This window comes from Massilia suwonensis (assembly GCF_042655665.1).
In the GTDB taxonomy this organism is placed as follows: domain Bacteria; phylum Pseudomonadota; class Gammaproteobacteria; order Burkholderiales; family Burkholderiaceae_D; genus Telluria; species Telluria suwonensis.
This window is the reverse complement of the sequence record NZ_JBHSMR010000013.1, coordinates 1,842,076-1,861,963: the sequence shown is the minus strand read 5'-3', so window position 1 is coordinate 1,861,963 and position 19,888 is coordinate 1,842,076. Positions and strand designations below refer to the sequence as shown.

The 19,888-nt window shown below is 65.3% G+C and carries 21 protein-coding genes; 1 reads left to right on the top strand and 20 read right to left on the bottom strand.

Annotated features, from left to right (window positions below; translation table 11 throughout):
* Positions 1–2 precede the first annotated feature (2 nt).
* The 15 genes from ACFPQ5_RS16460 to fliF form a co-directional block, all read right to left on the bottom strand.
* On the bottom strand, positions 3–1,697 hold the full coding sequence (locus tag ACFPQ5_RS16460) for a diguanylate cyclase domain-containing protein (protein ID WP_379757936.1): 1,695 nt from the start codon (positions 1,695–1,697) through the stop codon (positions 3–5).
* A 91-nt stretch (positions 1,698–1,788) separates the two neighbouring features.
* Complete coding sequence (locus ACFPQ5_RS16455) at positions 1,789–4,173, bottom strand: sensor domain-containing protein (RefSeq protein ID WP_379757933.1); 2,385 nt, start codon at positions 4,171–4,173, stop codon at positions 1,789–1,791.
* A gap of 149 nt (positions 4,174–4,322) precedes the next feature.
* On the bottom strand, positions 4,323–5,156 hold the full coding sequence (fliR, locus tag ACFPQ5_RS16450) for a flagellar biosynthetic protein FliR (RefSeq protein WP_379757930.1): 834 nt from the start codon (positions 5,154–5,156) through the stop codon (positions 4,323–4,325).
* Positions 5,157–5,184: 28 nt separating this feature from the next.
* Entirely contained in the window at positions 5,185–5,454 is a 270-nt protein-coding gene (fliQ, locus tag ACFPQ5_RS16445; protein ID WP_379757927.1) for a flagellar biosynthesis protein FliQ, read from the bottom strand.
* 10 nt (positions 5,455–5,464) lie between these two features.
* Entirely contained in the window at positions 5,465–6,205 is a 741-nt protein-coding gene (fliP, locus tag ACFPQ5_RS16440; RefSeq protein WP_379757925.1) for a flagellar type III secretion system pore protein FliP, read from the bottom strand.
* Positions 6,195–7,004 (bottom strand): flagellar biosynthetic protein FliO, encoded by an 810-nt coding sequence (gene fliO, locus ACFPQ5_RS16435; protein ID WP_379757922.1) that lies wholly within the window; start codon positions 7,002–7,004, stop codon positions 6,195–6,197. The genes fliP and fliO overlap by 11 nt, the downstream gene beginning before the upstream one ends.
* A gap of 74 nt (positions 7,005–7,078) precedes the next feature.
* Positions 7,079–7,498, bottom strand: a complete 420-nt coding sequence (gene fliN, locus ACFPQ5_RS16430; RefSeq protein ID WP_379757919.1) for a flagellar motor switch protein FliN — start codon at positions 7,496–7,498, stop codon at positions 7,079–7,081.
* A 15-nt stretch (positions 7,499–7,513) separates the two neighbouring features.
* Positions 7,514–8,494, bottom strand: a complete 981-nt coding sequence (fliM, locus tag ACFPQ5_RS16425; protein ID WP_379757916.1) for a flagellar motor switch protein FliM — start codon at positions 8,492–8,494, stop codon at positions 7,514–7,516.
* A gap of 20 nt (positions 8,495–8,514) precedes the next feature.
* Entirely contained in the window at positions 8,515–9,036 is a 522-nt protein-coding gene (gene fliL, locus ACFPQ5_RS16420) for a flagellar basal body-associated protein FliL (protein ID WP_379760139.1), read from the bottom strand.
* 349 nt (positions 9,037–9,385) lie between these two features.
* Positions 9,386–10,660, bottom strand: coding sequence for a flagellar hook-length control protein FliK (locus tag ACFPQ5_RS16415; RefSeq protein WP_379757913.1), 1,275 nt, complete (start codon positions 10,658–10,660; stop codon positions 9,386–9,388).
* A 7-nt stretch (positions 10,661–10,667) separates the two neighbouring features.
* Positions 10,668–11,108: a flagellar export protein FliJ gene (fliJ, locus tag ACFPQ5_RS16410; protein ID WP_136223336.1), complete on the bottom strand. Its 441-nt coding sequence runs from the start codon at positions 11,106–11,108 to the stop codon at positions 10,668–10,670.
* A gap of 37 nt (positions 11,109–11,145) precedes the next feature.
* Positions 11,146–12,549 carry a flagellar protein export ATPase FliI gene (fliI, locus tag ACFPQ5_RS16405; RefSeq protein WP_379757910.1) on the bottom strand — a complete coding sequence of 468 codons (1,404 nt, stop codon included), beginning with the start codon at positions 12,547–12,549 and terminating at the stop codon, positions 11,146–11,148.
* Positions 12,549–13,274, bottom strand: a complete 726-nt coding sequence (fliH, locus tag ACFPQ5_RS16400) for a flagellar assembly protein FliH (protein WP_379757907.1) — start codon at positions 13,272–13,274, stop codon at positions 12,549–12,551. Before fliH ends, fliI begins: the two co-directional genes overlap by 1 nt.
* A 19-nt stretch (positions 13,275–13,293) precedes the next feature.
* Entirely contained in the window at positions 13,294–14,298 is a 1,005-nt protein-coding gene (fliG, locus tag ACFPQ5_RS16395; RefSeq protein ID WP_379757904.1) for a flagellar motor switch protein FliG, read from the bottom strand.
* Positions 14,295–15,983 carry a flagellar basal-body MS-ring/collar protein FliF gene (gene fliF, locus ACFPQ5_RS16390; protein ID WP_379757902.1) on the bottom strand — a complete coding sequence of 563 codons (1,689 nt, stop codon included), beginning with the start codon at positions 15,981–15,983 and terminating at the stop codon, positions 14,295–14,297. The genes fliG and fliF overlap by 4 nt, the downstream gene beginning before the upstream one ends.
* A gap of 184 nt (positions 15,984–16,167) precedes the next feature.
* Between fliF and fliE the strand changes: the two genes are divergently transcribed.
* On the top strand, positions 16,168–16,548 hold the full coding sequence (fliE, locus tag ACFPQ5_RS16385; protein WP_379757899.1) for a flagellar hook-basal body complex protein FliE: 381 nt from the start codon (positions 16,168–16,170) through the stop codon (positions 16,546–16,548).
* A gap of 175 nt (positions 16,549–16,723) precedes the next feature.
* Here fliE and ACFPQ5_RS16380 read toward each other — a convergent pair whose 3' ends face one another.
* Genes ACFPQ5_RS16380 through fliS form a run of 5 tightly spaced genes read right to left on the bottom strand, consistent with a single transcriptional unit; the run spans position 16,724 to position 19,667 of the window.
* A complete protein-coding gene (locus ACFPQ5_RS16380) occupies positions 16,724–17,473 on the bottom strand; it encodes a flagellar brake protein (protein WP_379760137.1) in 750 nt (249 codons plus the stop codon).
* Complete coding sequence (locus ACFPQ5_RS16375) at positions 17,466–17,840, bottom strand: EscU/YscU/HrcU family type III secretion system export apparatus switch protein (protein WP_379757896.1); 375 nt, start codon at positions 17,838–17,840, stop codon at positions 17,466–17,468. Before ACFPQ5_RS16375 ends, ACFPQ5_RS16380 begins: the two co-directional genes overlap by 8 nt.
* Positions 17,837–18,886 carry a flagellar hook-length control protein FliK gene (fliK, locus tag ACFPQ5_RS16370; RefSeq protein WP_379757893.1) on the bottom strand — a complete coding sequence of 350 codons (1,050 nt, stop codon included), beginning with the start codon at positions 18,884–18,886 and terminating at the stop codon, positions 17,837–17,839. Before fliK ends, ACFPQ5_RS16375 begins: the two co-directional genes overlap by 4 nt.
* 11 nt (positions 18,887–18,897) lie before the next feature.
* The gene (locus tag ACFPQ5_RS16365; protein ID WP_379757890.1) at positions 18,898–19,227 is read right to left on the bottom strand and encodes a flagellar protein FliT; all 330 of its coding nucleotides are present in this window, start codon (positions 19,225–19,227) and stop codon (positions 18,898–18,900) included.
* On the bottom strand, positions 19,227–19,667 hold the full coding sequence (gene fliS, locus ACFPQ5_RS16360; protein ID WP_379757886.1) for a flagellar export chaperone FliS: 441 nt from the start codon (positions 19,665–19,667) through the stop codon (positions 19,227–19,229). The genes ACFPQ5_RS16365 and fliS overlap by 1 nt, the downstream gene beginning before the upstream one ends.
* Positions 19,668–19,888: the final 221 nt, after the last annotated feature.

The following is a 19,888-nucleotide window of genomic DNA, read 5'->3' as shown; positions in this document are numbered from 1 at the left end:
GTTCATCCTGCCGGCACGCCGCGTGCCGTGTCCATGGCGTACAACCGGATGCCGTTGCCGCCCTCGAGATGGGCGCGCGTCATGGCGCTTTCTGCGCGCTCGAGCAGCGTGTCCATGTCGCAGCCCGGCGCCGGGTACATGGCGATGCCGATGCTGAGGGTGACGCGCCAGTCGCGCCCGGCCACGGCCAGCGGGAAGGTGAAGCGGTCCAGGATGCTGTGCGCGACCTGGCGCGCGCCCTCGCTGCTGCGCAGGTCTTCGAGGATGAGGACGAATTGGCTACCCGAGTGGCCGCCCGAGCGGACAATCGTGTCCGCCGCGTGCAGGCTGTCGCGCACCTGCGCGGCGACCTGCGCCAGCAGGGCGTCGCCGCCGGCGCTGCCGCAGGCTTCGCGGATGTCGCCGAGCTGGTCCACCTCCAGCACCATCACGGCGGCCATGCGGCCGTTGCGCAGGGCGCGCGCCATGGCGTGGCCGAGGCGGTCGCGCAGCACGCGGCGGCTGAGCAGGCCGGTCAGCGGGTCGATGCGGGTATGGTCGAACAGGTCGGGCGCCGCCAGTTCCGCATCCGGCGCAGGCAGGGCCGGATTGTCGCCGTAGGCCAGCACGCGGTCGTGCCCGTTTGACGTCGCCTGGTACAGGGCTTCGTCGGCGCGCGCGATGGTCTGGCCGCTCGACTCATCCGCTTCGCGCTGGGCGACGCCGATCGAGACCGTGACCGCCAGCTCCGGCGCGGCAGACCCGAAGCGCAGGCCGTGCACGGCCAGGCGCATGCGTTCGGCCAGCAGCAGCGCTTCCTGCTGCGTGGTCCGGGGCAGGATCAGCAGCATCTGCGCATCGCCGTAGCGCCCAAAGGAGCCGCCCTCGGGCAGGTGCTGCGCGACGCACTGCGCCACCGCGCGCAGCACCGCGTCGCCTGCGGCCTGGCCGTGACTGGCGTCGATGCGCCTGAAGCGATCGAGCTCGAGCAGGCAGAGGCTGAACACCGCGCCGTCCTCGCGCTGTTGCGCGAGCTGCCTGAGCGCCTGGCGCCGGGTGTCGCCGCCGGTCAGCGGATCGCGCACCGCCGCGTCATGGATGAAGTCGAGCGCATGCTGGAGCTTGACGACGCCCTCGGTCCTGGTCAGCTCGAACAGGAACACGAACAGGACGATGACGAGGTAGAGGCCGAAGTCGCACAGCAGGAACAGCAGCCGCATCTCCTCGATCGGGTGTGCCGGCAGCGGGATGCCCAGCAGCGGCAGCGCGTAGATGAGCACCACCGTGGCGCAGGTCAGGGCAAGCCAGAACATCGAGGTCGCGTAGCCGCCGAGGAACAGCGCCACCATCGGCGGCACCACCATCCAGCCGGCGGTCGGCGCCGAGACGCCGCCCATCGCGTAGGTCAGCCAGCTGAAATTGAAGAAGACCGCGCAGAGAAAAACTTCGCGCGCGACGACGATGCTTCCGGTGAGGCGCAGCAGGAAGGGCGCGCTGAACATGCAGATGCAGCAGGTGAGGATGACCCGGCCTGCCGCGGTGTAGCCGAGCGCATGGTAGGTCCAGGCGTAGAAGGGCCCGGAGAGGGCGGCCATGACGACGGCGTTGATCACGTTCTGCGCGCGCGTCAGGGTGGCGGCGTCGGCCCGCACCTCGGAAGGAATGAACCAGCGGATCGCGGCGAGGTAGCGAGTGGTGAAGCGGGTCGCGAGGGTCATGTGGCTGTCTGTGCTTGGAATGTCCTCCGTACAGATCGTGTGCTGCGGAAGTGATCCGCAGCTTAGCACGCCGGCGCCGCTCTTTGACAGCTTAGCTAGGCAGCCGCGCGTCGCTGCAGACCATTTCCTCGAGCGAACGCTGCGACAGGGCCGGGCTGAAATAATAGCCCTGCATCTGGTCGCAATCGTGCTCGCGCAGGAAAGCCAGCTGCTCTTGCGTCTCCACGCCTTCGGCAATCACCTTCAGCTTGAGGTTGTGGCCCAGGGCGATGATGGCGCGCGTGATCACGGCGTGGCTGTCGTGCGCGACTTCGCCGAGGAAGGAGCGGTCGATCTTGATGAAGTCGACCGGGAATTTCTGCAGGTACGAGAGGCTCGAGTAGCCGGTGCCGAAGTCGTCGATCGACAGGCGCAGGCCCAGGGCCTTGAGTTCGGCCAGCGCTTCCATCGCCTCTTCCGGATGGTCCATCAGCTGGCTTTCCGTCACTTCCAGTTCCAGGTTGCGCGGATCGACTCCCTGGCGTTTCAGGGTGCGCGCCAGGTGGGCGGCGAACTGGCGCTGGCGCAGCTGGCGCGCCGATAAATTCACCGAGATCACGAAGTCGTGGATGCCGAGTTTGGCGAGCGCCTTGAGGGCGCCGCAGGCCTCGATGATCACCCATTCGCCCAGCGGCACGATGAGGCCGGTTTCCTCGGCCACGGGAATGAATTTGTCGGGCGGCACGATGCCGTTTTCCGGATGCTTCCAGCGTACCAGGGCTTCCGCGCCCACGACCTTGCCGGTGCGCAGGTCCACCTTCGGCTGGTAGTCGAGTACCATTTCGCGGTTGCCGATGGCGCGCGACAGGCTCGCTTCCAGCATCAGGTGCTCGTGCACCGCCTGGTTCAGCTCGATTGAATAGAATTGGCAGTTGTTCTTGCCCAGGGTCTTGGCGTGGTACATCGCGGCGTCGGCCGCGCGCATCACGCGGTCGACCGTGTCGCCATCGACCGGGAAGCGGCTGACGCCGATGCTGGTGCTGGGCAGGATGTCGCGCCCGGCGACCCGGATCGGGGCGTTCACGCGCTGGCGGATGCGTTCGATCAGGTCGGCCAGCTGTTCGTCGCCCGGCTGGTTGTTGATCACCAGCACGAACTCGTCGCCGCCCACGCGCGCCACCGTGTCGTTGTCGCGCACGCTTTCCTTGAGCCGGGTCGCCGTGTCGCGCAGCACCACGTCGCCGGCATCGTGGCCGAAGTTGTCGTTGATGTGCTTGAAATTGTCGAGGTCGAGGAAGGCCAGCGCGCCCAGCACGCCATTGCGCACGGCGAAGTCGATCGAGAATTTCAGCTCGTCCTGCAGCAGGGTGCGGTTGGCCAGGCCCGTCAGCGGGTCGTGGTGGGCCAGGTGGTGCAGGCGGCGCTCGTAGTGGCGCGCCTCGGTGACGTCGTTGATGACGCCGACGAAATGGGTGACTTCGCCGTCGATGTTGCTGACCGGATCGATGCGCAGGTCGTTCCAGAACACTTCGCCGTTCTTGCGCGCATTGCGCAGGATGACCTGCACGCTTTCCTTTTTCCTGATGGCCTCGTTGATGCGCCGGTGCTCCTCGACGTCGCAGCCCTCGATGCGCATGAAACGCGGATTGCGGCCCTTGATCTCGGCGAGCGTGTATCCGGTGATCTGTTCGAATGCGGGATTCACGTACTCGATGATGTTGTCATTGTTTTCGCAGCAGGTGATCACGATCGCGTTGACGCTGGAATAGATGGCGCGTTCGCGCACCCGCAGGCCGAGCTCGGTCTGCTTGCGGTCGGTGATGTCGAGGCCGGTGCCGAAGATGCAGGGCAGGTCGCCGACGCTGGTGCGGGCGCAGTGAAAGAGCAGGCTGGTGCGCTTGCCGTGCCTGCCGATCAGTTCAGCCTCATGCGAGGAGTGACCGTTCTCGAAGGCTTCCATGATCTTGCTGACGATCTCGGCCCGGTCCTTTTCATCGAAGAAATACTGGACGTCGGTGGTCGGCAATTCCTCGCTCGACATTTCGAGCGTTTCTTCCAACAGGCGGTTCCACAGCAGCAAGTGGCCGCTCTGGTCGATGACGTAGAAAACGCAGGGCAAGCCCTCGATGATGTCGCCCACCGGCAAGTCCTGGATCAGCGCGTAGCGCGGCGCGACCAGCCCGGCGCGCGGGATCACGATGACGCTGTAGGTGTCGGGCTGCTCGGGATCGAGCGCCTGGGGCGCGACCGTCACCCGCACCGGCAGGCGCCGTCCGCCGGCGCCGCGCAGGTAGCCGGTGGAATCGAGCTCGGACCGCTTCGCGATCGACATCGGCGGTTCGCCGATGTCGTCGAAATCGATGATCTGGTCGAGACGCTGGCCCTGGATGTCCGCAGCCGTACAGCCCGCGAGTTTTTCGCAGGCCTTGTTCCAGCTCGTGATGGTGCCGTCGGCATCGACGACAAAGACGGCGAGTGGTAACGGTGAAAGATTCAACACTTTCTCCTGCGCTTGCTTGGCGGGATTTGTATGAGTGGCAAATCCGGCGGGCACGATTCATGATAGTCCAGTACGCGAACATGAGCGAGCGCGATTCGCTTCGGAGAGTTGGAACGCGGGAATGTGCTTCCTGTTCCGTTCGGGGACTATTGCGGGATCGGTGCGACGGGCTGCGGCGGCAGTGCGGCAGGCACCCGCTCGGCGGCCGCGCGGGGAATGCGGCGGCCGGCTTCGATGCCTTCGTTGAACAGGTTCTGGATCGGCGTATTCAGGTAGGGTAGCGCGACGCTCAGGGTCAGCATGCCGACGCCCAGCGTGATCGGGAAGCCGATGCCGAAGATGTTCAGCTGCGGCGCGGCGCGCGTCAGGATGCCGAGCGCGACGTTGGTGATGAGGAGGGCGGCGATGATCGGCAGCGACAGCTGCAGGCCGGCCGAGAAAATGCGGCTGCCCAGGCGGGCCAGTTCCAGCGGCGCCGCCAGCGAGATCGGCGTGCTCGAGATCGGCAGGCTGGTGAAACTTTCCGACAGCGCCGCCAGCAGTACCAGATGGGCGTTCACGGCCAGGAAGGCCATGGTCGCCACCATCGACAGGAACTGGCTGATCGCGGCCGAGCGGCCCTGGGTGGTGGGATCGAAGAAGGAGGCGAAGCTGAAGCCCATGACGTTGCTGGCCAGTTCGCCTGCGTATTCGATCGCGGCGAACACCAGGCGCATCGCGAAACCCATCGCCAGGCCGATCAGGAGTTCCTGCACCAGGATCAGCAGGCCGGCATAGGACATCGGATCGATGGCCGGCACGGCGGGGACGGTGGGCGCGATGATCAGGGCCAGCAGCACGCCGAGCAGCACCTTGACCTGGTTCGGCACGCTGGCGTGGCCGAACAGCGGGGCGGACGCGACCAGGCCGAGGATGCGCGTGAGCGGCCACAGCAGCCCGGCGATCCAGGCGTTGATCTCGATGGAAGTAAGAGTCAGCACAACGGCGTCAGTACAGCCTGTGAACCGCTTAGCTGACCATGTTCGGAATGCCGGTAAACACTTGCCGCATATAGTCGAGCATGACCGACAGCATCCACGGCCCGGCCACCACCAGGGCGACGAAGATGCCGACCAGTTTCGGAATGAAGGACAGGGTCGCTTCGTTGATCTGGGTCGCAGCCTGGAAAATGCTTACGACCAGGCCGATGATCAGGGCCACCAGCAGCAGCGGCGCCGAGACCAGCAGCGTGATTTCCATGGCCGTGCGGCCCATCGTCATGACGGTTTCCGGTGTCATCTCGGCGCCCCTAGTTGAAGCTCTGGGACAGCGAGCCCAGCAGCAGTTGCCAGCCGTCCACCAGCACGAACAGCATCATCTTGAACGGCAGCGAAATCACGGCCGGCGACATCATCATCATACCCATCGACATCAGCACCGAGGCCACCACCATGTCGATGATCAAGAACGGTATGAAGATCGCGAAGCCGATCTGGAAAGCCGTCTTCAGTTCGCTCGTGACGAAGGCCGGGATCAGGACGCGCAGCGGAATGTCTTCCGGACCCTGCAGGGCAGGGGTGCGCGAGATCTTGACGAACATGGCGAGGTCGGACTGGCGCGTCTGCTTGACCATGAAGTCCTTCAGCGGCTGGGCGCCGCGGCTCATGGCTTCGGTCATCTGGATCTGGTTTTCCTGCAGGGGCAAGTAGGCCTGGGTATAGATCTTGTCGAAGGTCGGGCCCATCACGAACAGGGTCAGGAACAGGGCCAGGCCGACCATCACCTGGTTCGGCGGCGCGGTTTGCGTGCCGATCGCCTGGCGCAGCAGGGACAGCACGATGATGATGCGGGTAAAGCTGGTCATCATCAGCAGCGCGGCCGGCAGGAAAGTAAACGCCGTCATCAGGAGCAGCGTCTGCACCGGCAGGGTATAGGTGGTGCCGCCGCCCGGGGCCGGGCTGGTGGTGAAGGCGGGCACGCCGGGCGCCGCCAGCACGGCCAGCGGCAACAGCAGCATGCCGGCCGCCAGCAGGAGTTTCTTATTTCGCATTACGTTTATCTATCGTCTGTTTCAGCCAATCGGAAAAACTGTTGGCCGAGGGCGCATGGCCGGCCAGGGTGGCGGAGGCCGCTGCATCGCCTTTCGGCATGGTCGCCAGCGCGTTGACGCGGCCCGGCGAGGCGCCGACCACGATCCACTGGTCGCCGACTTCGACCACCATGATGCGTTCGCGGCCGCCGATGTTCAGCGCCCCGACCATGCGCAGGTTGGCCGAGTTGCCGGCCACGCGCGGCCCGTAGCGCTTGGCGGCCCAGGCCAGGCCCGCCAGCAGGGCCAGCACCAGTACCAGGGCCAGGATGGTTTGCAGCAGGGTGCCGGTCGAGGGGCCGGGGGCAGACTGGCCGACGGTTACGGGCGTGTTGGGATTGGCCGGCGTGCCGGGTACGGCGGCCGGTGCGCCCGGCATGGTCGCGACGCCGGGAGTGGGCGTAGGCGTTGCGGCGCCGACGGTCGGCACTTCGCCGACCGTGGTGGCGCGCTCGGCGACCGGAGTGTTCGGGGTAACTGGCGGCGAGGCGGCCGGACGGGACGTGGTGCGCTGGGGTGCGGTGGCGGCTTGAGGCGCGTCACCTTGCTGGCCAGCCGTGGCGCCGTCCTGCTGGCGCGCGGCCGGAGCGGGCGTCGCGGCCTGGGTTGGAACTGGAGTTGGTGCCTGCGTTGCCGGCTGGCTAGCCGCTGGCACCGGTGCATTCGTCGCGGCCGGCTGGACCGCGCAGGCGGCCAGCGGCATCAGGAATGCCGATGCGATCAACGCGCCCGCGCCGCCCTTGCGCATGCGTGCGAGCAAATGACCGGCAGGAGAAACCTGGGGCTTTGCCTCGTACGACGTGGGAAGAGGGCAGGCGGGGGCGCGTGTGGGCATCATTTATTCAATTTTCTGATCCGTTCCGAAGGCGTGATGATATCAGTCAGACGGATGCCGAACTTGTCGTTCACGACCACCACCTCGCCCTGGGCGATCAGGCAGCCGTTCACCAGTACGTCCATCGGCTCGCCGGCCAGGCCGTCGAGCTCGACCACCGAGCCCTGCGCCAGCTGCAGCAGGTTCTTGATGGCGATCTTGGTGCGGCCCAGTTCCACGGTCAATTGCACCGGGATGTCGAGGATGAAGTCGATGTCGTTCGGGGTGTCCGGACGCGGATTCTTGGTGCCGAAATCCTGGAACACGGCGGCGCTGGCCTGTTGCTGCTTCTGCAGCGCGGCGGCTTCGGCGGCGGCCTGTTCGGCAATCGCGGCGCCCCAGTCGTCGTCGAGGATCTGGTCGTCTTGGGTGTCAGACATGGTGTTTCTCCTGAATTACTTGAAGCTGTCGCTGTTGGCCAGCAATTTCTCGACCTTCAGCGCGTACTGGCCGTTAAAGACGCCGTAGGAACATTCCATCACCGGCACGCCGTCCACCGTCGCTGAAATCGCTTCCGGAACCGTGATCGGGATGATGTCGCCGACCTTCATGTTGAGGATCTCGTCGAAGTTCGCCTTGCCATGGCCGAGTTCGGCCACGAGTTCGACTTCGGCCACCTGGATCTGCTGCGTCATCAGGCGGATCCAGCGCTTGTCGACTTCCAGCGCCTCGCCCTGGATGCTCGAGGTCAGCGCATCGCGAATCGGCTCGATCATCGAATACGGCATGCAGAAGTGGATCTGGCCCGACACCGGACCGAGCTCGATCGTGAAGGTGGACGATACCACGACTTCGTTCGGCGTCGCGATGTTGGCGAACTGTGTGTTCATCTCCGAGCGCACGTACTCGAATTCGATCGGGTAGACCGGCTCCCAGGATTTGGTATAGGCCTCGAACACGACGTCGAGGATGCGCATGATTATGCGCTGCTCGGTCTGGGTGAAGTCGCGGCCCTCGACGCGGGTGTGGAAGCGGCCGTCGCCGCCGAACAGGTTGTCGACCAGCAGGAACACCAGGCCCGGATCGAAGACCATCAGCGCGGTGCCGCGCAGGGGCTTCATGTGGATCAGGTTCAGGTTGGTCGGGACCACCAGGTTGCGGATGAATTCGCTGTACTTCGACACGCGCACCGAGCCCACCGAGACCTCGGCGGAACGGCGCAGGAAGTTGAACAGGCCGATGCGCAGCAGGCGCGCGAAACGCTCGTTGATGATCTCGAGCGTCGGCATACGGCCGCGCACGATCCGCTCCTGGGTCGCCAGGTTGTAGGTGCGGACTCCCGAGGTGTCTTCAGGCGCGGCTACGTCGTCCTGATCGCCGTTGACCCCTTTTAAGAGGGCATCGACTTCTTCCTGTGAGAGGAAATTATCGGCCATGATGTTTCTTTACTGGATACTCATTGGATAATAAACGAGGTAAACAGCACGTCGGACACGTCCTGCTCGTCGCCGCCCTCGTCGAAAGGCACCTGGACCGCGGCCTTGATCTCGCCCGCGAGCTGCTGCTTGCCTTCCACCGTGTTGATTTCCGATGCTTTCTTGCCCGACAGCAGGAGCAGCACGCGGCTGCGCACCTTGGCCATGTTGTCCTTGATGAGCGTGACCTGTTCCGGGCCTTCGACCTGCAGTGTAAACTGCACTTGCAGATACTGGTCGCCATTCTCGGGCTGCAGGTTCACCGTAAAGGCTTCGATCGGGACATATTCCGCCTTCACGTGCTCCTTGTCCTTCTTTTTCTTCTTCTTGGCGGGGGCTTCCTCGGCATGGGCCGCGTCGGCGTCACCGCTGCCGTGCAGGAAGAACCAGCCGGCGCCGGCGCCACCGCCGAGCACGAGCACGCCCGCGATCGCCATGATCATGAGCTTTTTCTTCGAGCCTGCCGCTGGTGCTGCGTCCGCCGCTTTCGGGTCAGCCTTCATTTTCGGATTCGCTTTCAAGTTGCCTCTGGTGCTGATGGTGGTTGCGTGATTATGTCATTATCGAGAAAAAGTGCGCAGCGGCAAGCTTTGAAAAGAGGGGGGAAGGTCGTTTAACTCGGCGTATCTGCTTTTGTAGGGTGGGCTCTGCCCACGCGGTGCAGCGCTTGATATATCGATACGCTTAACTTCAAACCACCGGCCTGCAAACGTGCGTTGTCCCGCGTGGGGTCATTGATGCCAATGGCATCAATGACGGTTTCATTGCGGGGCGCCCACCCTACAGCACGCCAACGGCACACGAACAAAAAACGGCCGCACGCGGCGGCCGTAAACGGAATCTTCTAGTTGCTTACGCGAAGGTATCGACCGCCCCTGCACCGCCGATCACACGGGTACGCGGACGCGGCGCGACTTCCGCCACATCGCTGTCGCCACCGCCATTGCCGCCACGGCCACGGCCCGCGCCGCTGCCCTGGCCATCCTGGCCCTGGCGTCCTTCGGCGCCGGCATTCACCGTCGCGTTGCCCAGCGCGATGCCGCTTTCGCTCATCATTTCACGCAGGCGCGGCAGGGCGTTTTCCAGGGCCTGGCGCACTTCCAGCTGCTGTGCCGAGAAGGTCACGCTGGCGAGGTCGTTCGAGACGTTCAGCACCACCTGCACCGGGCCGAGGTCCGGCGGGTTCAGTTCCAGGGTCGCGCTCTGGTCTTCGCCGCCCACCATCCAGATCACTTTCTGGCCGACCTGGTTGTCCCAGGCCGTGGTGCCGACGCGGGCGCTCAGGCGGTCGGTCGGGGCGCTGCCGGCCGCTTGCGCGGTCTGCAGGGCGGTGGCCTGGGCCGTCAGGCTGTTGAGCGCCTCGGGACCGGGCGCGGCTTCCTTCATGCCGGCCTGCGCCGCGCTGTCGCGCAGCTTGGCAGCGAAGTCGCCGGCTTCCACCGGCAGCCTGGCGGCATCGGCCGTCTTGCCCAGGTCGAGGGCGCGCAGGTCGATGCCCGGCTCGGCCTTGCCCTGGGTGTCTTCGGTTACCGCGGCGAGACCGGCGTCGCCCTTGAGCTTGACGAGCGGCTCGGCGCCTTCGCCGCGCACTTCCTTCATGCTCGAGAGCAGGGTGTCGGCCTGCACGGCAGGCGCCTGCGCAACCGGCGTCGGCGCAGCCTGCTGTACCTGGTTGAAGCTGGCGACCATGGCCAGCATGTCGACTACGGAGTCGGCCACCTTGGCGTCGGCCGCGGCCGCATCTTCCTCGGTACTCTCGCCCTTGGCGGCAGTAGCCGTCTTTTCCTCGGGAGCAGTCTCCTGCGTTCCCTCGGCCTTTTTCGTCGTTTCGGCATGCGCCGTTTCCTTGGCGGCCTGCTTGACCACCTCGCGCGCCGCCGGTTTCGCTTCGTTGGCGGCCGGCTTGGCGGCGGCCTGCGGCTTCGACGCGGCAGGCTGCTGCGGCGCGGGCGCTTGCGGCTGCACCAGCGCCTGGCGCTGCTCGAGCTGGCGCTGTTCCATCTGGCGCGTCAGCGCGGCGCCGAAATCGATACCGTCGCCGGCAGGCAGGGGATTGGCGCGCGTGCTCGGCGTCGGGGCCGCAGGGGCGTTCAGGCTGATCGGGAGGGAGTTGGTGTGCATCGTCATATTGATCTCAACGGGCATTGCGGACAGTACGCGCCGCGTGGTCGTCCATCATTTTCTGGTCGCGCTTGTTTTCGATGCGCAGGGCTTCGGCAGCCGCGCGCTCGTTCAGGGTGCGGTAGGACAGGCGCTTGCGCTCGCTTTCCTGCCAGGTCGTCTTTTCCAGCTCGCTCTTGTACTTCGCGTGTTTTAAAACTTCCTGCTGGCCATTGATCGCGTTGTCGAGCTTGCCGACGAAGGCGACGAAATTGGCGTAGGCGAAGGGGGTAATCCCGTTCATCTGTGCCTGGTCGAGCCGGTTCGCGTAATCGTCGCGGTAGCCCAGCAGCATCTGCAGCTTTTGTTCCGCCTCTTCGACCGCCTTCAGGGCGGCGCCGAGACGCTTGGCGGCGTCGTCGGAATCGCGCTGGGCCAGCTCGATCAGGGTCTCAAGTGCGGAAGGATTTGCCATAGTGAATCAGAGTATATCTGCGGCAACATCCAGCCCATCAGCTGAATAGAGAGGTCAATTGCCCCAAGCTCTGGCCCATGTTGGTGTTTTCATGGATTTCCTGGCACAGGAATTCCTCGATCTGGCCGTTCAGGGCGATCGCCTGGTCCAGCACCGGATCGCTGCCGGCCGCATAGGCGCCCACGCTGATCAGGTCGCGCGAACGCTGGTAGCGCGAATACAGCTGCTTCAGTTTGCGCGCCGACAGCTGGTGCTCGTGCGTGGTGATGCCGTGCATGGCGCGGCTGATCGATTGCTCGATGTCGATCGCCGGATAGTGGCCGGCCTCGGCCAGGTGGCGGTTCAGCACGATGTGGCCGTCGAGAATACCGCGCGCGGCATCGGCGATCGGGTCCTGCTGGTCGTCGCCCTCGGACAGCACGGTATAAAAGGCCGTGATCGAGCCGCCGCCCTCCAGGCCGTTGCCGGCCCGTTCCACCAGCACCGGCAATTTCGCGAATACCGATGGCGGATAGCCCTTGGTCGCCGGCGGTTCGCCGATGGCCAGGGCGATCTCGCGCTGGGCCATCGCGTAGCGGGTCAGCGAATCCATGATCAGCATGACGTTCTTGCCCTGGTCGCGGAAGTGCTCGGCGATTGCGGTGGCATAGGCCGCGCCCTGCAGGCGCATCAGGGGCGGGCTGTCGGCCGGCGCGGCCACCACGGCCGAGCGCGCCATGCCTTCCTCGCCCAGGATCTGTTCAATGAACTCTTTTACTTCGCGGCCCCGCTCGCCGATCAGGCCGACGACGATCACGTCCGCCGTCGTGTAGCGCGCGATCATGCCCAGCAGCACCGATTTACCGACGCCGGTACCGGCGAACAGACCCAGGCGCTGGCCGCGGCCGACGGTGAGCATGGAATTGATGGCACGCACGCCGACGTCGAGCGTGTCCTTGATCGGCGCGCGGTCGAGCGGGTTGACGGGGCGGGCGTTGATCGGCGCGACGTCGGTGGTGTCCAGCGGACCCTTGCCGTCGAGCGGACGGCCGGCGCCGTCGACCACGCGGCCCAGCAGGCCCCAGCCAACCGGCAGGTGGCGCGCGCGGTCGCTCGGACGGCGGCGCGGATGATTCACCGTGCCCGGACGCGGCACCGGCGTCTCCACCGGGAACACGCGCGAACCGGGCACCACGCCTTCAACGTCGGATTGCGGCATCAGGAACAGGCGCTCGCCTTCGAAGCCGACGACTTCCGCTTCGATCTTGGCCCCATTCGGCAGTGGAATGGTGCAGGCGCTGCCCACAGCCAGGCGCAGGCCGACGCATTCCATCACCAGGCCGGCCACGCGCGTGACGCGGCCCGAGACCTGCATCGGCTCGACGAAACCGACCAGCGAATCGCAGTCGGAGAGATAAGACTTCCAGCGCGCCGTGTGGCGATCGAGCGTGGCGCTGCTCATCAGCCGAGCCACTCGACGTTCTTGCCCAGCGCATGCGCCAGGCGTGCCCAGCGGGCGCTGGCCTGGGCGTCGATCTGGTTGCTGGCGGTATCGACCTTGCAGCCGCCGCGGCCGACTTGCGGGTCGGCGACGACGCGCCAGCCGCCTTTATCCAGTTCGTCGGAGAGGGCGGCGCGCACGATTTCGACGTCGTCCGGGTGCAGGGCCAGGATGGCCGGCTGCTGCAGCACCGGCAGGTAGTCGATCGCTTCGCGCACGATCGGGATGATCAGTTCAGGACGGACCGTAAAGGCCGTGCGCACCATCGAGCGCGCCAGGTGCAGGGCCAGGTCGAGCACGTCGGAGGCGATGGTTTCGTCGGCCGCGGCGACGGCGCCGCTGAAGGTCTGGGCGATGGCGCGCAGGCTGTCCATTTCGGCCGCCACTTCGGCGCGGCCCGCTTCATAGGCTTCGGCACGGCCGGCGGCGCGGCCTTCCTGCAGGCCTTCCTCGTAGCCTTCGGCACGCGCGCCTTCGCGCAGGGCTTCCAGTTCGGCGGCGGTCGGCAATTGCATGGCAGGGACGACGGGCGCAGCTGCTGCCGCAGCCGCAGCCGCCTGGGCAGCAGCGGCCTGTGCGGCAGCACGTTCCTCGGCCTGGATGCGCGCCGCCAGCGAGCTGGGGCGCTCGTCGCCGAAGGAGGTCATTTCCCAGCGCTTGAAGGCGCCCTGCGTGTCTTTGCTCATCGGTATCCGAACTTAAAACTTAAACGAAGGAATCTTCGCCCTTGCCACCCAACACGATCTGCCCTTCGTCCGACAAGCGGCGCACGATTTGCAGAATCTGCTTCTGCTGCGCCTCGACTTCCGACAGGCGGACCGGGCCTTTCGACTCCAGGTCTTCGCGCATCATCTCGCTGGCACGCTGCGACATGTTACGGAAGATCTTCTCGCGCAGGTCTTGCGAAGCGCCTTTCAGGGCGATGATCAGCATGTCCGACTGCACTTCGCGCAGCAGCAGCTGGATGCCGCGGTCGTCGATGTCGATGATGTTATCGAACACGAACATCTCGTCCATGATCTTCTGCGCCATGTCGTTGTCGTAGTTCTTGATGTTCTCCATCACGGCGCTTTCCTGCTCGCCAGCCATGAAGTTCAGGATCTCGGCCGCGGTGCGCACGCCGCCCAGCGAAGACTTCTTGATGTGCTCGTTACCCGACAGCAGCTTGGTCAACACGTCGTTCAGTTCGCGCAGGGCAGCCGGCTGCACGCCGTCCAGCGTGGCGATACGCAGCACGACGTCGTTGCGCAGGCGGTCCGTGAAGTGGCTCAGGATCTCGCAGGCCTGGTCGCGCTCGAGGTGCACCAGGATGGTGGCGATGATCTGCGGGTGCTCGTTGCGGATCAGTTCCGACACCGATTGCGCGTCCATCCACTTCAGGCTTTCGATGCCCGAGGCGTCCTTGCCGCCCAGGATGCGGTTCAGCAGCACGGCGGCCTTGTCGTCGCCCAGCGCTTTCGTCAGCACTTCGCGGATGTATTCGTCCGAATCGAGGCCGACGGTCGAGTGGGCGTCCGCTTCGTCGCGGAAGGCTTCGAGCACATTGACCACCTGCTCGTGCTGCACCGATTTCATGGCGGCCATGGCCGCGCCCAGTTTCAGCACCTCGCGCGGGCCGAGGAATTTCATCACCTCGGCCGCTTCCTGCTCGCCCATGGCCAGCATCAGGATTGCCGCCTTGGTGACGCCGTCTTTATCCTTGTCGCTCATTCCGAACCCACCCATGCCTTGATTACGTTTGCCACGATACGTGGATCATTCATCGCCATCTCTTTTGCCATCGCCAGGTTGGCGCGGTAGCTGCGTTCGCGCGGCGCTTCCTCTTCCTCGATCGGCATGCCGTCCGGTCCCAGCACCGGCTTGCCTTCGAGGTCGACGACGGCATCTTCGTCTTCTTCTTCCTTTTCCTCTTCCGGCTCGGCGGTCGCTTCGTCGAACTTGCGCACCACCGGGCGCAGCAGCGGACGCAGGATGCGGAAGTACAGGAAGGCGATCACGGCCGCGATCAACAGGTACTTGCCGACTTCCATCGCGAGCGGCAGGTTGGCCGGATCCTTGTACCAGTCGGGACCATTCTCGTCCGGACGGTCGACGCCGTCGAAAGGAGCGTTGGCCACGTTCATGGTGTCGCCGCGGGCCTGCGAGTAACCCATCGCCTGTTTTACGAGTTCGTTGATCTGGGCCACTTCGGCCGCCGCCAGCGGCTTCACGGTGATCTTGCCGGTGTTCGGATCGACCGAGCGGCGGTAGTTCACCACCACGCCCACGGTCAGGCGCTTGATGCCGCCCATTGGACGCTGCTCGTAGCGGATCGTCTTGTCGAGCTCGTAGTTCGTCGTTGCGTTCTTGCTGGCCGGACCAGTCGTGGTCGTCGGCGCGGCGCCGGGAGCGGTACCGTCGAGCGGGGCGGTGGCCACGCCCGGCGGCTGGTTCGACAGCGCGCCCGGGATGCCGTTGGCAGGGCCGGTGGTGGCGCCGGTCTGCTCCGAAGTCTGCTGGCTGCGGATCGCCTGCGGCTCCGGCGGCGAATTCGGCTTGTACATCTCGGCGGCGGTGTCGACCTGGGCGAAATCGATCTCGGCGGTCGCTTCGGCGCGCACATTGCCCTTGCCGACGATCGGGGTGATCAGCGACTCGACCTGCTTGATGATGTTTTGCTGCACCGTCTCGACATACTTCAGCTGGGTCGCATCGAGCTGCTTGTTGAGGCCATTCTGCTTCGGCTGCTCGGACAGCAGGTTGCCGTTCTGGTCGACGACGGTGACGTTGCCGATGGTCAGTTCAGGAATGCTGGATGCCACCAGGTGCACGATGGCGCTGACCTGGCCCGGATCGAGGGCGCGGCCCGACTGCAAATTCAACAGGACCGAGGCGGTCGGCTTCTGCTGGTCGCGCACGAACACGGACGGTTTCGGCAGTGCCAGGTGCACGCGCGCGCCGGCTACCGAACCGAGCGACTGGATCGAACGGGCCAGTTCGCCCTCGAGCGAACGCTGGTAATTGACTTGCTCCAGGAACTGGGAGACGCCCAGCTTCTGGTTTTCCATCAGCTCGAAGCCGACATTGCCGCCCTTCGGCAAGCCTTGCGCGGCCAGTTTCAGGCGCAGGTCGGGCACTTGCTCGGCCGGCACGAGGATGGCGGTGCCGCCTTCGGAAAATTTGTACTTGACGCCCATCTGGTCGAGCGCCGCGGTGAGGGCGCCGCCGTCCTTGTCGCTATAGTTGGCGTACAGCACGCGGTAATCCGGAGTGCTGCTCCACATCCAGATCGCCACGACCACGGCCAGCACCGCCGCGACCCCGCCGCCGATCAGGACATTGCGGCCCATGGCGGTTTTCAGGAAGGGTTGTGGAGCAGCAGGAGTGTCGAGCAGTTCGTCGGCGGTCGCGGCCATGTTTGTCCAAGGGGAGAAAGGAGATCAGGACCGAATTATGAAGCCTTGGAGCAACATTCAAATGAGGGAATAAGAGGCGCTTTCCCCTCCTGCTCGACGAAGTTGCTTGCGTGCATGCTGGTAAGCTGTAAGCCTGACATTGCTCCCGTAAGTGGAGTGCGCAAGAGATAGAACAGGAGAACCCATGAACGTAGGCGGAATCGACAGCAGCCGGATCGAGGCGATGATGGCCCAGCTCAAGAGCGCGGCCACCAAGCCTGCCGCGCCTTCGCTCGGCCCGGGCAGCCTCGGCGGCATCGGTGGTCTCAACGGCGCGGCGCCCGTCAACGAAGGGCCATCGAAGGTCAGTTTTTCCGACGCGCTCAAGAACTCCCTGGAGCAGGTCAGCAATTCACAGAAGCATGCCGAGGAGCTGGGCAACCGGTTTGCGATGGGCGACGACAGCGTGAGTTTGTCGGATACCATGATTGCGATGCAGAAGTCGAGCATTGCGTTTCAGGCGACGGTGCAGGTGAGGAACAAGCTGGTGTCGGCGTATCACGAGATTATGAATATGCAGGTTTGATCCTGTTAAGCAAATGAAAACGGGCCGCGTATCCGAGAGGAACGCGGCCCGTTTGCATTGTTGGCTGTGGTGTATCGTAGGGTGGACTCCCGAGTCCACGCGGGGCAAAGTCTGCTGGCTACGTACGACGCTTCTACCAGGACACGTACGTAACGCGTGGAGTCAGGACTCCACCCTACGACAGCCCAGCCAATCGTGCGTTGCGTTCGCGTTCCAGTTTCGTAATGTACCGCTGCACCGCCGCCATGTTCGCCCGCGAAATATCGACGAACATGCAACCGATGCGCCGGCTGGTCTTGTTGTTCAGCATCGTCACGTCCAGCGCATTGCGCACCTGCAGCGAGGTGGTGACGGTGCCGATCTCCGGCAGTTCGATACGGCAATTCGTAAACGTCTGGCCGATGGTCGAATTGAGCATCATCTTGTTGTCGAGCAGGGCGACGCCGCCGCAGCTGATGTCGGCCAGCGGGAAGCTGGCGTTGCCGCCGCCGAGGTCGAGCGGCATCGGCACCAGGGCCGGGACCGGGTTCGTGACCGGCGTCGGCATGCGGTAGAACTCGCGGCGCTGCAGGCGGATCAGGGAAGCGGGGATGTCGGCCGCCAGGGCGCCAGCGCCGCGGTATTCGGTTTCCTGCACGCCGCTGACGCTGAACAGGATGCGGATCTTGTCGAGATAGGTTTCGCACAGCACGCTTTTGGCCTGCACGATGCGCTCGTTCTGCTCGCGGTTGATCGAGCGGTCGAGGATAAAGACGCCTTCGTCGCCGTCGACATCGAGGATGGAGGTGACGCAGACGTCGGCCTCGCCCTTGATCTTCATCCGGATCAATTGCTTCTTTTCGCCGATCTGGCGCAGCAGCGCCACGATCTCACGGGCCGAGTGCACTTCGTAGTCGTGCCAGTTGTCCAGTTCCGCGTCATGCATTGCTTGCATTTTGTTCCGCCGATAATGCAGGTGAATCTGCAGGTAAGTCTAAAAAGAGGGCGCTGTCGGGTGGGGCCGGGGCCAGTTCAGCAACAGGCCTGCCGAGTTGTTGCGCCGACTCAATATGATATAGCCATGCCAATAGTTCCGCAATTGCGCGGTACAGGGCGGGCGGAATCTGGCCGTCGAGGTCGACTTCCATCAGCAGCGACACCAATTCCTTCGATTCGTGGACGAACACGCCGGCCTCTTTCGCGCGCTCGATGATCTGCTCGGCCACCAGGCCGCGGCCCTTGGCGACCACGGTCGGGGCAGCCGAGCCGGCGGCATAGGCCAGGGCCACGGCGCGCTGGCGCTGGTCGTTCATGTAGCTTCCCCGCGCCCGGCGATGCGCAGCGCCGCCAGCTCGCTGCCGGCCGCGGCCAGGGCGTCCTGCAGGCGCGGCGCGCCTTGGCGCAGCAGGGCGGCGGCGCCCGGTTTGGCCAGCAGCTCGATCCGCAATTGCGAGCCGCGCAGGCTGACGCTGGCCTCGACCTCGCCCAGCAGGGCGAAGCGCAGGCGCAGGCCGCTGTGCCAGCCTGCCTCGTCCGGCTCGCGGCCGGGCGCGGCGCGCTCGTCTTCCTCGCGTCCGATCTCCCAGCGCATCGCCTGCTGCGGTCCCAGCTGGCCCTGCCAGACCAGCTGGCCGGATTCCTGGGTGCCCAATTGCTGGTTGATCAATTGCGACAGGGATGGGTCGGTAGGCGGCGTGCCGGCGGGTTTCTGCGCCTGCGGCTCGGCCATCAGCTCGGCCAGCGGACGCTTGCCCTCGGCCCATTCGGCCAGGTGGGCTTCATAGAACAGGCCGCTTTTGGCGACGGCCTGGCGCAGCTGGACGGCCAGCTGGGCCGGGTCCGGCGCGCCTTGCGGAACCAAGGGGGTGGCGGGGTTCAGGGTCGGCAGCGGCGGCGCGCCGGTGGCGTTTTTCAATACCTGGCCCAGCAGGCGCGCGGCCGGGCTGAGGTCGGCCGCCTGGGCCTGGCCGCCCGCCTGCAGCAGGCGTGAGCTGGCCGCGGCGACGCTGGCCGCGAGCGAGGCGGCATTCGCGCTGAGCGGCACCAGGGTGCCCTGCAGGGTGGCGTCGCCCAGGCCGAAGGTCGGCTGGGGCGTGGCGGCCAGGACCGTCATCGTGAGCTGGGTGCCGGGCTGCGTGCCCGGCGGCAGCATCATGCGTACCGGCATGTCGGCGACGCGGACCATGAAGCTGCCGTCCTGCATGCGCGACATGACCGATGCCTGCAGTTGGCTGCCGAGCAAAGTGGAAAGGGTACGCTGGAAAACTTCGAGGCGCGGATCGCCCGTGCGTTCGACGGCCTGCGCCGCCCGGACCGGCAGCGGCGCGCTGAGGCCGGGACTGGGAATGCGCTCGACCATTGCGTCTCAGGTCAGACGCTGCCGTAGGCGTTCGCGAGGCGGCGCTGGGTACCGGAGTTGTTGATCAGGGCGGACAGCTGGGCCATCCAGGGCATGGTCAGGTCGCGGATCTTGCGGTCGTCGGCCAGGATGCGGCGGATGCAGTCGATCTTCGCCTGGCGGCCGGAAGGGTTGAGTTCGACGGCGGCTTCGCCGCTTTTCAGGACGTCGACGTGGGCCGTGCATTCGCGCTCGAGGACCACCAGATGGTCCCAGTCGCCGGCTTCGGCGGCGGCCAGCATCTGGCCGGTGAGCTCGGCGACGGCGGCGTACTCGAGCAGGACTTCCTGGCCGGTCATCATCAGGCGCTCGCCATCACGGGGTAGTGCGACATCGATGGGGCCTGGGCCGGCTTCTCGCCGATCTGGGTCCAGGCATCGCGCAGGTCGACCAGCAGGGTCTGCACTTCGTCCAGCAGGGCGGTCTTGTTCTGCAGGTTCGCCATCAGCAGGCGTTCGGTCATGTACACGTACAGGGAATCCAGGTTGCTGGCGATCTCGCCGCCGGCCTTCTTGTCGAGGCTGGCGCGCAGGCCGTTGTTGATGATGTCGAGGGCTTTCGAGATGGCCGCGCCTTTCTCGACGATGTTGCCGGCAGCCATGTGGGTGGCGCCATTCTTGATCGCGGTGATGGCGCCGTCATACAGCAGCACGATCAGTTTGTGGGGCGAAGCCGAAATCACCGAGGTTTCCATTCCTACTTTGGCGTAAGCGTTGACGCCGCGCTGCATCGATCCAAACATCGTGAACCTCCAAACCTTCTATCTGATGGGGACCGCGCCGCTGGGCGTTCCCCTGTGTTCGTGCCGGAGCGGGTCGTCGCACGCTCCGTGAGCCTGCGTGACTATCTTCAGCGAGGGTAGTTTACTGGCTTAACGGCAGCTTCTAACCGGACTTGAGAGGCGGGAATACCCGGCTTTTTCCGGCTTTGTCATACCGATAAGGGAAATGGACAGGCTGCCCG

Excerpts from the sequence above, each read along its gene's own strand:
- fliF (WP_379757902.1), bottom strand. The coding sequence starts at position 15,983 with ATGGCCGCGACCGCCGACGAACTGCTCGACACTCCTGCTGCTCCACAA.
- fliG (WP_379757904.1), bottom strand. The coding sequence starts at position 14,298 with ATGAGCGACAAGGATAAAGACGGCGTCACCAAGGCGGCAATCCTGATG.
- fliE (WP_379757899.1), top strand. The coding sequence starts at position 16,168 with ATGAACGTAGGCGGAATCGACAGCAGCCGGATCGAGGCGATGATGGCC.
- fliK (WP_379757893.1), bottom strand. The coding sequence starts at position 18,886 with ATGGTCGAGCGCATTCCCAGTCCCGGCCTCAGCGCGCCGCTGCCGGTC.
- ACFPQ5_RS16460 (WP_379757936.1), bottom strand. The coding sequence starts at position 1,697 with ATGACCCTCGCGACCCGCTTCACCACTCGCTACCTCGCCGCGATCCGC.
- fliN (WP_379757919.1), bottom strand. The coding sequence starts at position 7,498 with ATGTCTGACACCCAAGACGACCAGATCCTCGACGACGACTGGGGCGCC.
- fliQ (WP_379757927.1), bottom strand. The coding sequence starts at position 5,454 with ATGACACCGGAAACCGTCATGACGATGGGCCGCACGGCCATGGAAATC.
- fliL (WP_379760139.1), bottom strand. The coding sequence starts at position 9,036 with ATGAAGGCTGACCCGAAAGCGGCGGACGCAGCACCAGCGGCAGGCTCG.
- fliM (WP_379757916.1), bottom strand. The coding sequence starts at position 8,494 with ATGGCCGATAATTTCCTCTCACAGGAAGAAGTCGATGCCCTCTTAAAA.
- fliP (WP_379757925.1), bottom strand. The coding sequence starts at position 6,205 with ATGCGAAATAAGAAACTCCTGCTGGCGGCCGGCATGCTGCTGTTGCCG.
- fliH (WP_379757907.1), bottom strand. The coding sequence starts at position 13,274 with ATGAGCAAAGACACGCAGGGCGCCTTCAAGCGCTGGGAAATGACCTCC.
- ACFPQ5_RS16380 (WP_379760137.1), bottom strand. The coding sequence starts at position 17,473 with ATGCATGACGCGGAACTGGACAACTGGCACGACTACGAAGTGCACTCG.
- ACFPQ5_RS16415 (WP_379757913.1), bottom strand. The coding sequence starts at position 10,660 with ATGACGATGCACACCAACTCCCTCCCGATCAGCCTGAACGCCCCTGCG.
- fliI (WP_379757910.1), bottom strand. The coding sequence starts at position 12,549 with ATGAGCAGCGCCACGCTCGATCGCCACACGGCGCGCTGGAAGTCTTAT.
- fliJ (WP_136223336.1), bottom strand. The coding sequence starts at position 11,108 with ATGGCAAATCCTTCCGCACTTGAGACCCTGATCGAGCTGGCCCAGCGC.
- ACFPQ5_RS16365 (WP_379757890.1), bottom strand. The coding sequence starts at position 19,227 with ATGATGACCGGCCAGGAAGTCCTGCTCGAGTACGCCGCCGTCGCCGAG.
- ACFPQ5_RS16375 (WP_379757896.1), bottom strand. The coding sequence starts at position 17,840 with ATGAACGACCAGCGCCAGCGCGCCGTGGCCCTGGCCTATGCCGCCGGC.
- fliS (WP_379757886.1), bottom strand. The coding sequence starts at position 19,667 with ATGTTTGGATCGATGCAGCGCGGCGTCAACGCTTACGCCAAAGTAGGA.